General features: G+C 39.7%; 13 protein-coding genes and 1 pseudogene. 8 read left to right on the top strand and 6 right to left on the bottom strand.

Annotated features, from left to right (window positions below):
• Nucleotides 1-46: 46 nt before the first annotated feature.
• From PN447_RS07510 to PN447_RS07490, 5 genes are all read right to left on the bottom strand, one after another.
• Nucleotides 47-655 (bottom strand): tellurium resistance protein TerA, encoded by a 609-nt coding sequence (locus PN447_RS07510; RefSeq protein WP_271762079.1) that lies wholly within the window; start codon nucleotides 653-655, stop codon nucleotides 47-49.
• A gap of 20 nt (nucleotides 656-675) precedes the next feature.
• Nucleotides 676-1,278, bottom strand: coding sequence for a TerD family protein (locus PN447_RS07505; RefSeq protein WP_271762078.1), 603 nt, complete (start codon nucleotides 1,276-1,278; stop codon nucleotides 676-678).
• Between the two features lie 10 nt (nucleotides 1,279-1,288).
• On the bottom strand, nucleotides 1,289-1,864 hold the full coding sequence (locus PN447_RS07500; RefSeq protein WP_271762077.1) for a TerD family protein: 576 nt from the start codon (nucleotides 1,862-1,864) through the stop codon (nucleotides 1,289-1,291).
• Between the two features lie 148 nt (nucleotides 1,865-2,012).
• Nucleotides 2,013-2,588 (bottom strand): TerD family protein, encoded by a 576-nt coding sequence (locus tag PN447_RS07495; RefSeq protein ID WP_271762076.1) that lies wholly within the window; start codon nucleotides 2,586-2,588, stop codon nucleotides 2,013-2,015.
• An 87-nt stretch (nucleotides 2,589-2,675) separates the two neighbouring features.
• Complete coding sequence (locus PN447_RS07490) at nucleotides 2,676-3,119, bottom strand: tellurite resistance TerB family protein (RefSeq protein ID WP_271762075.1); 444 nt, start codon at nucleotides 3,117-3,119, stop codon at nucleotides 2,676-2,678.
• A 486-nt stretch (nucleotides 3,120-3,605) separates the two neighbouring features.
• On the opposite strand from PN447_RS07490, the gene PN447_RS07485 reads away from it, so the two are divergent.
• Entirely contained in the window at nucleotides 3,606-5,381 is a 1,776-nt protein-coding gene (locus tag PN447_RS07485; protein ID WP_271762074.1) for a WD40 repeat domain-containing protein, read from the top strand.
• Between the two features lie 148 nt (nucleotides 5,382-5,529).
• Nucleotides 5,530-5,721 carry a DUF2795 domain-containing protein gene (locus PN447_RS07480; protein ID WP_271731457.1) on the top strand — a complete coding sequence of 64 codons (192 nt, stop codon included), beginning with the start codon at nucleotides 5,530-5,532 and terminating at the stop codon, nucleotides 5,719-5,721.
• An 82-nt stretch (nucleotides 5,722-5,803) separates the two neighbouring features.
• On the opposite strand, the pseudogene PN447_RS07475 reads toward PN447_RS07480, so the two are convergent.
• Nucleotides 5,804-6,493: pseudogene (locus PN447_RS07475) on the bottom strand (hypothetical protein); the annotation flags it as partial.
• 142 nt (nucleotides 6,494-6,635) lie between these two features.
• On the opposite strand from PN447_RS07475, the gene PN447_RS07470 reads away from it, so the two are divergent.
• The 6 genes from PN447_RS07470 (at nucleotide 6,636) to rfbF (ending at nucleotide 14,206) form a co-directional block, all read left to right on the top strand.
• A complete protein-coding gene (locus PN447_RS07470) occupies nucleotides 6,636-6,830 on the top strand; it encodes a hypothetical protein (protein WP_271762073.1) in 195 nt (64 codons plus the stop codon).
• Nucleotides 6,831-6,882: 52 nt separating this feature from the next.
• The gene (locus tag PN447_RS07465; RefSeq protein WP_271762072.1) at nucleotides 6,883-8,031 is read left to right on the top strand and encodes an AI-2E family transporter; all 1,149 of its coding nucleotides are present in this window, start codon (nucleotides 6,883-6,885) and stop codon (nucleotides 8,029-8,031) included.
• 1,299 nt (nucleotides 8,032-9,330) lie between these two features.
• Nucleotides 9,331-10,005: a vWA domain-containing protein gene (locus PN447_RS07460; protein ID WP_271762071.1), complete on the top strand. Its 675-nt coding sequence runs from the start codon at nucleotides 9,331-9,333 to the stop codon at nucleotides 10,003-10,005.
• Between the two features lie 69 nt (nucleotides 10,006-10,074).
• Nucleotides 10,075-10,863 (top strand): PP2C family serine/threonine-protein phosphatase, encoded by a 789-nt coding sequence (locus tag PN447_RS07455; RefSeq protein WP_271762070.1) that lies wholly within the window; start codon nucleotides 10,075-10,077, stop codon nucleotides 10,861-10,863.
• A 75-nt stretch (nucleotides 10,864-10,938) separates the two neighbouring features.
• The gene (locus PN447_RS07450; protein ID WP_271762069.1) at nucleotides 10,939-13,092 is read left to right on the top strand and encodes a tetratricopeptide repeat protein; all 2,154 of its coding nucleotides are present in this window, start codon (nucleotides 10,939-10,941) and stop codon (nucleotides 13,090-13,092) included.
• Between the two features lie 340 nt (nucleotides 13,093-13,432).
• Entirely contained in the window at nucleotides 13,433-14,206 is a 774-nt protein-coding gene (gene rfbF / locus PN447_RS07445) for a glucose-1-phosphate cytidylyltransferase (protein ID WP_271731278.1), read from the top strand.
• Nucleotides 14,207-14,222 lie beyond the last annotated feature (16 nt).

Below are 14,222 nucleotides of genomic sequence, written 5' to 3'. Positions count from 1 at the left end.
CTGAGGATTTGTCTTCCTCAGATTTAGACGTTCATAAAGAGACATTTTACTTAGAACCAGCTACCCAACTAAAGCCAAATCCGTACTTTTTATCTGCTGCTTCATGACCGCTAAAGTACTTTTCTGCTTTCAAAATTACTATTTGAGAGCCAATATTACTAATCACAGCCGCAGCGCAAAAAGGTTTATTCACATCTGGGTTATTGAGTTCCAAATAAATCTGTTCCCCATTGCTAATTTTGAAGAACATTCGCCCACCCACAGAGCTAAAATCACGCGCACCTTGATAAATGAGAGCGAAAAACATTACTCTTTTAATGGTGTCCGGTCTGTAAATAAACATATTTTCACCATCTGCGGCTACTCCGGTGCGGTCATCTTTATCTAGAAAAATATAAGGAGGGGAATCTTTTTTACCAAAATTTCCCCCCAAAGGTTGAATGACTCCTTTCTGACCATCTACCGTCTCATACATACATCCCAAGTCCAAGTCAGGAGGACTATTAGTACTAAACAACGTGCTAAGGAGACCAGGATTTTGAGTAGATTTTTGATTCCAATTTAGGTTGACATGAACCGTTAACTGGTTAGATACACCTGTCTTACTTAGGTCTATTTTGTGGGAATCACCACTTTTTTTAAGAGTAATAGCCATGATTGTATAATTCTAGATATTCAACAGTAAGACCTGATCATGTCTGCTAAACCGTTGACAGTGATCCCATTGCCCACAGCTGCCATTTTCCATTCATTATCGTGTCGATATACTTCCGCCAATATCATTCCTGTCCTCCCCTGATAATCTCTACCTGAGAGGTTATATCTAGCCAGTTCTTTGTTATTATCTGCATTGACTAAACGCACAAAAGCATTTTCAACTTGGCTAAAGTCCTGTTTACGGCGAAGGCATTCATAAATATTGATTACGAACACCAATTTAGCAATCTGGGTTGGTATCCGAGGTAAGTCAACAATAATCACCTCATCATCCCCATCACCTGCGCCAGTTAAGTTATCCCCTGTATGAATGATGGCTTTTGACGAATGCTGAAGATTCCCAAAGTAGACAATATTTTCTTTACTGGTTAACTTACCATTGGCATCTAGGCAAATTACAGAAGCATCCAAATCATACTGAGCACCACCTGCAAAGTTACTAAAAAACCCACCCCCGGATGTTTTTGCTACATCCCAGCCTAGTCCACACCTCAACTTAGTCAGGGTGGGAGCTTCCTTAGATAGAGAAATTCTCTGTCCTTTTTGTAAATTAATTCCCATATCTCATCTCCTAGCTATAACGATCTAATAATGCTTGTAAGCCACCTTGATAACCAGATCCGACTGCATTTAAACGCCACTCTCCATCTTTGCGATAGATTTCAGCCATAATTAATGCAGTTTCAACAGAGTAATCCTCAACTAAGTCGTATCTAACTACTTCTTGATTAGTCTGAGCATTAACGATACGAACAAAAGCATTTTGAACCTGACCAAAGTTTTGACCTCGTTTTCCGGCTTCATGAATAGTTACCGTAATCACAATTTTCTGAATATCAGCAGGAACCTTTTGCAGACTAATCTTGATCACTTCATCATCACCATCACCAGCACCTGTCAGATTATCCCCTGTGTGTTCTACTGACTTGCTTACATCTGGGCTGGTCTGGTTATTGTAAAAAATAAAGTGGTTGTCAGATATCAACTTTTCGTTACTGCTGAGTAGAAAAGCTGATGCGTCTAGGTCAAAGTTATAGCCGGTGTCCGTTGGTTTCACATCCCACCCCAAACCAACAAATACCTCGGTAAGTCCCGGCGCAACTTTTTCTAGTGAAACCCGTTGTCCTTTTGTTAACGTAACTGCCATTTTTTTTGTCTCCTGAAATTCAACTTTTAACGAATAAAGTACAGTGCCTAACTTCTCATAGAATTGGTATGACCAACCATCTTACTGGGGTAAATGAAAATGCTGACTTTTCCCCCAGTAAAATGGTTTTAGCCTTCTGGAGAATTACCTAGTTGTAGCGATCAAGGAGCGCCTGTAAACCACCTTGATAACCGGATCCGACTGCATTTAGACGCCACTCACCATCTTGACGATAAAGTTCAGCCATGATCAATGCTGTCTCGATGGAATAATCTTCTGTAAGTTCATAGCGGACAGCTTCTTCTTGTGTCTGCTCATTGACAATACGTACATAGGCATTTTGTACTTGACCAAAGTTTTGATTGCGTTTTTCTGCCTCATGAATAGTCACAGCGATCGCAATTTTTTCAACCTCATCAGGTACTTGATTCAAAGAAACTTTGATTGTCTCATCATCTCCCTCACCTATACCCGTCAGGTTATCTCCTAGATGTTGTACTGCTTTATCAGCATCGGGACTTTTAGGATTGTTATAAAATATAAAATGGGCTTCAGATATGAGCTTATCATGAGAATTGAGCAGAAAAGCTGAGGCATCTAAATCAAAATCTGTGCCGGTATCAGTAGACTTTACATCCCATCCAAGACCAACAAAAACTTGAGACAGACCCGGTGCAACTTTCTCCAGAGAGATACGTTGTCCCTTAGCCAGATTAATTGTCATTATTCAAGACTCCGTGATAATTCAGGTAATATGTAGTGGGAATATATGTATATTGGTGATTAGACAATATACGTTGTGCAAATAAGTTTATAATTGAAACTCTAAGGGATTCAAAGATAAATTTGAACATATTTCTCGCACAACTTGCTTCTCGGATTCATCGAAGTTATTATCAGCCGAACCGATGCTACAACATACTATAATCAATAATTTTGCAGCCTCGGAATCATTCTTGAACTTACTAATAGCTTTTAGTGCTTGTTCTTTACCAATATGTGAGTCAAACTCAAAACCACTCACAAAATAGTTGAATCTCTCAATTACATCATTCATCTCAAATACACGCAGTTCCTCATTTCTAGCAATAAAACCCGCCATTTTTTGTTTTTCCGTAGAATGAATATGTCCATCTGCTGCTGCTACTAAAGCGCATCCAGCAACAATAGCATCCATGAATTCTTTGTTTTTAAACCGCACAATAGAATCATGGAGATTTTTTTGTTGTTCTTTTACCCAATTTAAAAAAGTCACGACAGTACTCCAGTTTTACTTGATGTCCCTAAGAGGATGTCTGCTGCATTGCATAGCAACAGATGTCAATACTTTCAGTTCATCTATCGGAGGTAATCATCCGAATTGAAAGTTTTCGATGAAATGTATCATAATAAACCGAATTAATTTTGACAATTATGAGTATTGTATAAATATAATCATCTATCTAAAGATAGATATTTAATCAAAAGATGATAATATCGTCACCTAGCGGCTAAACCCCAAGATTGCTACTCGCGCTCTATGATCTATTATACATACTCAGGAAGAGTAACAAAAAATACTGTTATTTCTATTGAAGCAACTATACTTACATCTGTTACCAAAACTATTTCTGGGATGCAAATCATTGACCATGAGAAATTGATCAGCATCGTAACTCATAAATTCCAGATTGCTCTTGAGTAATTAGGTCGGTATAGCTTACCCTAAGTATGCAATATTATTGTGTCACACCCAATGCAGATGGATTGGATTAGCTTACTCAAAGCTCAACAAGCTGACTTCCTTCAACGTGTGAAAAAACCTAAAACTTATGATTTATCCTTGCTGGAAAGTCAAGTTAAAGCATCTCACCGTGAGAGAATAGTATTCTCTTGTGAGGAATTGCTGAAGATAACCGAATTTTCCCGTCAGCAAGCGGAAATTATCGCCAAAAATCCACCACCAACACCACCGGAATACCCCGACCCGGATGACTGGGGGATGACTTTTCCCGAATACTTCCAGAAGCAAGCACAAGAGTATCTTTTGCGAGAGCAAATTGTGGGGTTAGTGATGGCTGAATGTCTGGGTAAGTTAGTCAAAAAAATCCCACAGCAGACCTTGGAAAACATGGTGTTAGATGATGAGGGGAATTTGCGCGGAGAGAGCAAATTTGCTTACCTGTTGGCTAATAATCCTAATGTTAGTATTCAAGTTTACGCAGCTGATGGAGAAAGTGTTAATAGTATTAAGAAAAATAAAGTGAGGTGGTCAGTTACTCAGGATGATTTAAAGAATTATCAAGTATTAGTTTTTCTCTGTTTATTGCATCCGTTTACTGATATGAATTATTACCAAAAACATTCTATCATTGCGGGTTTTTTACCAACAAGCCAAATTCAATTTCCGGAGCCAAAACTGTATGTTACTCCCGGTCATTTCTTGTATGCGGGGGGTTTGAGTTGGTATTTAGAATCATTAGTTACCCAAGGAAATATCAAAAAACCCACACAGCCATTAGTTGAACAACAGATAATAGTAGAAACAGTGCAAACTTTGCCAGCAGAACACCCGCAAAAGGCAATAATTGGTGATTGGGAATGTTGGCAAACATTGAAAGGCCACACTAGAGGAATTAATTGTATAGCTTTTAGTTCCAGGTGTAACAATGGCACAACCTCCCCCATATTAGCAAGTGGTAGTTATGGGGAAACAAAGCTATGGGATTTAAGTAAGGGTGAATTAATCCAGACATTATCAGAGTATCCTTGGGTGGTTTCTGGACAGGTAGATATGGTAAATTCTCTAGCCTTTAGTCCAGATGGACAAACTTTAATTACTGGTGGTGCTGATTCCACGGTGAAGATTTGGCACGTAGGCGCATTAGATTTAATCGATATTCTGCACAAGCATAATGCTATGGTGCGGTGCGTTGCATTTACACCAGATGGACTGATGTTAGCAACGGCTGGGGATGATAGAAAAGTCTTATTTTGGGATTTGACCCAACGTCAGGTAGCGATCGCCTTATCTTTAGATGATACAGCTGCTCATTCCCTAGTTTTTAGTCAAGATGGGCAAATATTGGCTACAGGTAGCTACCGCAAAATCAAAGTTTGGCGGACTTCACAACCCAGCGGGTGGAAAACTCTCAAAGATTCACCACCCCTATACAGTCTCACCGGTCATTCTCACATCGTCTCTGCCATGACTATCAGTGCCGATGGTAAACTACTAGTCAGTGGGAGTTGGGATCAAACAATTAAAATTTGGCAATTGGAAACAGGGAAATTAATTCGTACCCTCAAGGGTCATAGAGATAAAGTGTATGCTGTAGCCCTGAGTCCTGATGGACAAATTATCGCCAGTGGTAGTGCAGATCAAAGCATCAAATTGTGGCATCGAGAAACAGGCGAATTGCTAGCTACTTTTAATGGTCATAGCCATACAGTTACAGCCTTAGCCTTCACAGATTCGGGTGAGATGTTAGTTTCTGGGAGTTTTGATCAAACAATTAAAATTTGGCAGAGAAGCTGATTGGAGAGGCATTTGATGGGTTGATGAATCAAATTTAGATGTATATGCAATCACAACGAATTTCATACTTAAGATACAACCCTAGGTAGAGAATGACAGATAGCCATAGCCAATAGCCTAGATACAACCCACTAACAGAGGTGAAGTTATGGCAGTATCTGCAGTTGATATTTCTAGAAGTCTCAGCGGCATAGATTTTCCAGCCAATAAACAGGATTTAGTCAACCATGCCAGACAGAAAAACGCCAGTCAAGAAATAATCAACATCCTCCAACAAATGGCAGAAAGGGAATATGGCAATATGGCAGACGTAGAACATGCCTTTGGTGAAGTGAGATAATTTCTCGCCTGGTCAGCAACAGTATGAAGAAAGCGATCGCCCTATTTCTAGAGCGATCGCTAAACAATTCACGCTAAAATCATTAAACCAGAAGTGATTGCATCAATGGTCTGTCTGCCAATAACTTACCGGTTCGTAACCACTCATCCAATTCATCTGGTGCTTGAACTTGGTTAAGGAACTCACGCAATTGAAGACCTTCCAGAATTTCCTTGTCCAATAATGCCTGTGCAGTCTCCTCTAGCAACTTGCGGTTATAATGCAAAATACTCAAAGCGATGTGATGAGCATTATCTAGAGTCAGCTTCACTTCCCGGTCAATTTCCTCAGCCACCTTGGGACTAATACTACGGCGGGGATTAGGGTAACCTTCCAGGAACTGCTGTTGAATCTTCTCAAAAGCCACAGTACCCAACTTCTCGCTCATCCCATACATAGTAATAGCTCGTTCTGCCAAATCAGTAGCTTTCTGGATATCATCAGCAGCACCAGTGGAAACCTTGCGCTCAATAGCTTCATTAAAATCTGCCATTAATACTGCTGGGCGATTTTGTCGGGTGGCTAACATTGCAGCTTCATTGACTAGGTTAGCTAAATCTGCTCCTGCAAAACCAGGATTTCGACCCGCAATAGTTGATAAATCAACATCATCAGCTAATTTCACATTTCTCGCATGGACATTCAGAATAGCTTCACGACCACTTTTATCAGCACGGTCAACCACAACTTGACGGTCAAATCGACCTGGACGACTTAATGCGGGGTCTACTATTAGCAACAAAAAATTTCACACAGCAACAATTTTGGCAGTATTGATCTCAAGATTTGTGTCTATATAGGTTTATTCTAGAAACTAAACCCAGTCACCTAATATCGGGTATACCCCACAGAGAAATGTGTATTGCCGTACTATTATGAAAAATAATTTAGGATTTGTAGCTAAATTGCTGGTACTTTCCGGTTTGCTGTCCCTATTGATTAAATACGCGGGACCGCATTTATCCATAGCCGCAACAAATGCCAATGCCCTGATTATAGTTCTGTTACCGAATGTAATGCTCGCGATCGCTTTATTTTGGAGATTCCAGTCAGTACTGAAACAAAATTAGTAGAAATTGGTAAAATCAGCTAAGGTAACAATGATACATCTGGGGCAGGCCTGTGAACCTTGGGCAATGGATTGGCTTAATCGCTATAGTTCTTTGTTTGTATATCTTATGGCAAATTCGGCAAGTGCTGTTGCTGATATTTGCTGCAGTGGTTTTGGCTACTACCTTAAATCGGCTAGCCAAACGTCTTCAAAGCTTAGGCTTGAAACGTGGCTTCGCTGTTCTCCTATCGGTGTGTATTTTCTTGGCCGGTGTAGTATGTTTTTTCTGGCTGATTGTTCCCCCTTTTGTGCAGCAGTTTCAAGAACTCACTTATCGGGTTCCTCAAGGTTTTGCTCTTTTTAATAGTTGGCTAAAGGAACTAGAAACCCTCGTTCCCACTCCACTGGTTCCCTACCTCCCTAATCTCAGTCACCTGATTGCACAAGCACAACCCTTTCTCAATCAGGTATTGGGTAACTCTTTTGCTTTTGTTTCTGGCTCCCTAGAAGTCCTAGTTAAGATGTTATTACTCCTAGTACTAACGGGGATGTTATTAGCCGAACCTCAAGCCTATCGCCGATTATTTATTCGCCTATTCCCTTCATTTTATCGCTCAAGAATAGATGGGATTTTGGACCAATGTGAACTTTCATTGGAGGGATGGATAACAGGTGCTTTTATTGCTATGAGTGTGGTGGGAATATCAAGTGTGATTGGCTTATATGTTTTGGGGGTGAAAGCCGCTCTAGCTTTGGGAGTTTTAGCAGGATTTCTCAATTTAATTCCTAATTTAGGTCCTACATTGAGTCTAATACCAGCAATGGCGATCGCCTTGTTAGATACTCCCTGGAAACCTCTGCTAGTGTTGCTTCTCTATTTTGTGATTCAACAGATTGATGCCAACTTTGTGACTCCCACTGTCATGGCACATCGCGTTTCCCTACTACCTGCTGTGACATTAATTTCCCAACTATTTTTCGTTACTTTCTTTGGTTTTTTAGGATTATTTTTAGCCTTACCTTTGACCGTAGTTGCTAAGATTTGGTTGCAAGAAGTATTGATTAAAGATGTTCTAGATGAATGGGGAAATAGTCTCGGACAAGAAAGTGAGTTAGTAATCATTTCGCCATCTTCTCTCTCAGATAATGATCCTAAGAAAGTAACTCAAAATAGCAGCATGGAACCAACAATTGATGAAATTTTACCAGCAGAAGAATAATTAATCATCTATATTTTATTTCCGGTTGATTTACGGCAGTTTTTATGTAGCTATTAAAGCCTTTTTCAGGCTCATGAAGTACACACCAATTCCCAATTCCCTATTCCCTGTTCCCTGTTCCCTGTTCCCTGTTACCTGTTCCCTCAAACTAAAAAAATTTGTACCTCACGAGCATGGGAAATGCTATTATATCTGAGTGTTAATCTTAATGTAATATGATAAATTTTGCGGTATATCCAGCCATTATTTAGCGAAATATGCTCTATTTACTACAAATGTTGCGCATCTGGGTAAACAGAAAATTTTATTAACTTTTTGTATGGTTATAGTAGCAGCCGTTACACTTTTACAAGTAGGACTTATGTTATTTATTATTGTTAATCCCTTATCCTGAATATTTTAGGTAACAGGAGCGGGAATATCCTAGCATTACCTCTCTACAGGAATTTATGCGTAGGATGAGATTTTATTTTTACTCTTATGTAGGGTTCTGTGTACTAAATTTGTAGCAGTTATATTCTAAGTATAATCACTTGAACAAAACGAAACTATTTCAGGAAAGGTAAAGTAGCCAGAAAACCTCTTCTGTATTCCCTTGTGGTCAGGATAATTTTTAATGCCTATCTAACTTGTATCTAGCAGAGAATGAAAATTTATCCACATTTATCGGTCATTGGTCAAAGGGTAAATCTGATGCACATCAGTATCTTCATAAACCATGAGGATGTAGTCTTCTAAAATTATCAAAATTAATCATATTTCGGAGTGTTTTAAATAACTTGAAAATAGGAATCTCATTATGCTTACTTTGTTAAAATTTAATATTTATCTCAAGAAAGTATTATGTATTTGCTGTATACATACACCGATGATATAATACTAAATATAATTGATATATTTGGTATTATATCCTGTTAAATAAGATGGAATAACTGAGTTGTACTATCAATTACTATGCTCTTACTAGTCAAAAATATGCTCAAAATCATGATGTTGTCGATATAAAAAATGACTTTGTATATAATATTATGTTCTAAATGAATATGTAATGAACCGTATTTTGTACAGTGACAGAAAGGAATTAAATTCACAAAACAACCATGTATACGCAGAATAATTAGCAGTATCTTCATCAAAAAATAATATATGTAGATAACTTTGTCAAAACTATCTGTTTCATAAAGATTGCACTAATTAGGGCTAAACATTTATGTTTAGTCTTATAGCCTCCGGAAACTGAGGTATATACTTTGAAAAAAGGAAAATAAAGCAGTGACGTACAACATAACAAAAACCGTTATGCATGAAAGCTTACAACTCGATGAAATAGTCGAATTTGCTGAAAATCCTGAACCACGTTGTCCTTGTGTGCTATTGCTAGATACATCAGGATCAATGCAAGGAGATCCTATAGAAGCTTTAAATCAGGGCTTGCTGAGTTTGAAGGATGAATTAGTGAAAAATTCCTTAGCATCCAGAAGGGTTGAAGTGGCGATCATCACTTTTGATACTAATGTGAATATAGTCCAGGATTTTGTCACAGCCGATGAATTTAACCCGCCCATTTTGACAGCCCAGGGACTAACGACTATGGGGGCAGGAATTCATAAAGCATTGGACATGGTGGAAGAGCGTAAATCTTTATATCGTGCCAATGGCATTGCTTATTATCGTCCTTGGGTGTTCATGATTACAGATGGAGAACCACAGGGTGAATTAGACCATCTCATAGAGCAAGCAGCGCAACGCCTACAAGTAGATGAAGCTAATAAACGAGTTGCATTCTTCACAGTAGGTGTAGAAAACGCTAACATGATGCGCTTAAATCAATTAGCAGTGCGAACCCCACTCAAACTCAAAGGACTTAACTTTATTGAGATGTTTGTTTGGTTGTCAGCCAGTATGTCCGCAGTTTCCCATTCTCAGATAGATGAACAGGTAGCACTACCACCCATTGGCTGGGGTACTCTTTAATCGGGTTAGCGTCGCTTACCGTAGGTATCGTGGCTTACATTCACACGAGCTATGCCTGAAAAAAAATCTATGAATACAACATTGAAACAGATATCTCATTGGCAAGTAGTGGCCGCATCTGTATGCGGTACAAGCCACATCAGAAATAAGCAGCTGTGTCAAGATGCTCACCACTGGCAGCTACTACCAGGTAATGTGTTGCTCACTGCTGCTGCTGATGGTGCAGGTTCTGCCAGCCAGGGAAAAGTGGGAGCAATGGTAGCTGTAGAAAAAGCAATAGAAACCCTTGCTATCAAAGAAATTACTAGAGATTCCCTTGCAGATGATGCAATTGTGCGATCGCTATTGAATGAAGCCTTACTAGCAGCCAAAAAAGCGGTAGAGGATGCAGCAAGAGCTGGCAGCAAACAGCCTCAAGATTTAGCAACTACCTTAATTATTATGGTTGCTACCCCGGATATGGTCGCAGTGGTACAAATTGGTGATGGTTTAGCAGTAGCCAAGGATCGCATGGGTAACTTAATGGCACTGACAAGACCTGATCATGGGGAATACATCAACGAGACGAATTTTTTAACTTCCCCTCATGCCTTAGATACAGCGCAAATCAGATTATGGCGTGAAAACATAGTTAATATTGGTGTCCTTACCGATGGACTACAAATGCTGGCCTTAAATATGCTTGTGGGTGAACCTCATAAACCCTTCTTTTTTCCCTTATTCGACTTTGTAGAGAATGCCGAAGATCAGACAACAGCCAAGGAACAGTTGGTGAGGTTTTTAGGTTCTGAACGGATTACCCAACGTACTGATGATGACCTGACCCTGATTTTAGCAGGTCTTAGGAGTGCTCAATGATCTTTTGTCTGAGTAACGTTGTGGTGATTTTGCGAGATTTGTATTTTATATAACCCCATTCATCGTAATTTTATCATGCAGGTCTTACGTTGTTTTCCCAAACAAGAAATTATCAACCTCAGCGTTAGTTTGGGGCGTGGCGGTGAAGCTTGTATCTATACAGTGCCCTCCTGTGGTGATTTAGTCGCTAAAGTTTATCACAAACCAACAGTTGCTCACGCCAACAAACTCCAGGCGATGCTGGCCAACCCTCCAGAAAACCCTACAGCTAGCTTGGGGCATATTTCCATTGCTTGGCCGCTGGATTTATTACGGTCAAAAGACCAAGACAATGGCATCATCGGCTTTTTGATGCCTCGCATTCGTGGGATGCGCCCCATTATCGACTTTTACAATCCCAGAACTCGTCGCGACCACTGTCCCTTATTCAATTATCAGTATCTGCTACGCACTGCTCGTAATTTGGCAGCGGCTTTTGCAGCTTTGCATAATAGTGGATATTGCGTTGGTGACGTCAATGAGTCAAATATTCTCGTTAGCGATACAGCACTGGTGACCTTGGTTGATACTGACTCGTTCCAAGTGTACGATCCTGATCAGAATGTTGTTTATCGCTGTCCTGTAGGTAAACCAGAGTTTACCCCACCAGAACTACAGAATAAAATTTTTGCTCAACACGATCGCAAAGTGACCCATGATTCCTTTGGGCTGGCGGTGTTGATTTTTCAACTTTTAATGGAAGGTACTCACCCCTTTTCGGGAATCTTTCAAGGTGTTTCTGAGCCACCACCCTACGAAGCCCGGATTGCTGCGGGACATTTCACTTATAGTCAAAAGCGTCAAGTACCTTATCTCCCCACCCCCATCGCACCCGCTTGGGAAATGCTGCATCCCAAGTTGCAAGAATTGTTTTTACGTTGTTTTGAAGATGGTCACGATCACCCACATCTGCGCCCCAACGCCCAAACTTGGTTATCAGTTTTAGCTGAAGCAGAAGATAGCCTGATTACTTGTACTGCTAATCCCCAGCATCGCTATAATCACCATTTAGATAGTTGTCCCTGGTGTAAACGTGCTTTGCGCTTAGGTGGACGTGATCCATTTCCATCACCTAGAGCAGTAGAAAATCGCGAACATCTGCGCCCGCGATTTGTACCTAAAAGGCGTTACGCCCAGCGTCCACGTTCTCCACAACCAGTCAGGCCGCAATCCCAAATAAATCATTGGCAGTTACCTAAGTATTCTGTTTATCAACGTCAAAAAAACACAAAGTTTTATCCCGCTATTTTGTGTTTAGTGGGTTTTGGTGTGTTGGGGTATTTAGACGTAGCAATTAAATTTACTCGTCCTTATGTTTCTCAAAATGCCTACACTCAACAAACTTTGATAACTCGTCCTCAACCCCAGCCAGATACTCTGACTTTCGCCGATTACTATCAACAGGGTCATGCTGCTTACCAAGCAAAAGATTATCACAAAGCAGTACAACACTTTAGCCAAGCTATAGAACAGACAGCAACAAATGCTAGTGCTTATGTTCACAGAGGTAATGCCCGCTATGAATTGAGGGATTATGAAGGCGCTCTGGCAGACTATAATCAAGCTTTGCAGATTAACCCTCAAGAAGTTAAAGCTTTTATCCACCGAGGCAATGTTCGTTATATGCTGGCTGAATATAGCCACGATCCTGATCGCGAATATAACCTAGCGATCGCTGATTTTAGTCAAGCCTTATCGCTCAACGATCAAGAAACAGAAGCCTATATTAAAAGGGGTATTGTCCGTTCGGAAATGGCCAGATATAGCGGTCACTCTGTGCAAGATTATCAAAAAGCGATTCTTGATTTTACCCAGGCGATTCGACTGAATGCATCCAAAGCAGAAGCTTATTTTCATCGCGGTGAAATCCGCTATAGAATGGCACAATTTAGCACAAACTTTATTCCAGAATATCAACAGGTAATCGCTGACTTTAACCAAGCACTAAAAATCAATGGTAACTTGGCGAAAGTCTATCTCAAACGAGGGATGATTCGCTATGAACTTACACAGTATGCTGGGCAAGACTCTGATCGAAATAACCTCAAGGCTATTGAAGACTTACAAACCGCTGCCAAACTATCCTTGGAACAAGAGGATACACACAGCTATCAGCAAGCCATGAGCAGTATTTGTGTAATTATAGAAAGCCAATGTACTGCTTTATTAAAAAATTCTGCTATGTGGTAATTACACCTGTAACTTAGCAGTTATAGTATTCAATCAATAACTATAACTATTTTATTACTAAATATTTTTATTATATCGACGACATAAACATGACAACGTTTAACTTGTCATGTTTAGCATATTTAATTAATGCAATATCCATGATAAATTATTTATTTTTTTATATACTCAAGAAAATTATTCATAGAATCTTTATTAATTTGCTAAAAATAATAGTTATATTATGTACAGAAATAAAGACATTATCCCAGCAAATTTTTCTCATCAAAACGCGTGCATCTTCTTTATCCTGAAAAGTTGAAAACTCAACAATCGATAAAATCCTCAACAAGGTAATTATATGAAAGCGGTAATTCTGGCTGGAGGACTGGGTACACGCCTCAGTGAAGAAACTAGTATCAGACCGAAGCCAATGGTGGAAATTGGTGGTAAACCAATTCTTTGGCACATTATGAAGATTTACTCCGCCCACGGTATTAATGACTTTATTATTTGTTGTGGCTACAAAGGTTACATCATTAAAGAGTATTTTGCTAATTACTTTTTACATATGTCAGATGTTACCTTCGATATGCGATTTAACCAAATGAATGTACATTCTGGTTATGCTGAACCCTGGCGCGTCACCTTAGTTAATACGGGGGATTACACCATGACCGGTGGACGATTAAAACGGATTAGCGAGCATGTTGGTAACAGTACATTTTGCTTTACCTATGGTGATGGTGTCTGTAACATAAATATCACAGAGTTAATTAAGTTTCATCAAGAACAAAAAAGCCTAGCGACACTCAGCGCAGTTCAACCCGCAGGACGCTTTGGTGCTATTTCCTTAGGACAAGAGCAAACTAAAATCAACAGCTTTCAGGAAAAACCTGAAGGTGATGGCGCATGGATTAATGGCGGTTACTTTGTTTTAGAACCAGAAGTAATTAACTTGATTGCTGATGACTCTACGGTTTGGGAGAAAGAACCATTAGAAAAACTCGCACAGATGAATCAGCTTTCTGCTTTTAAACACCATGGTTTTTGGCAACCCATGGATACATTACGCGATAAAAACCACCTAGAGGAGCTATGGAAAAGTGGTGAAGCTCCGTGGAAAGTGTGGTAATTAGGTGGTTTATTTA

This window comes from Anabaena sp. CS-542/02, assembly GCF_028331085.1.
Lineage (GTDB): Bacteria > Cyanobacteriota > Cyanobacteriia > Cyanobacteriales > Nostocaceae > Anabaenopsis > Anabaenopsis arnoldii.
Note: the sequence above shows the minus strand (reverse complement) of the source record. Positions and strands in the feature narration are given on the sequence as shown.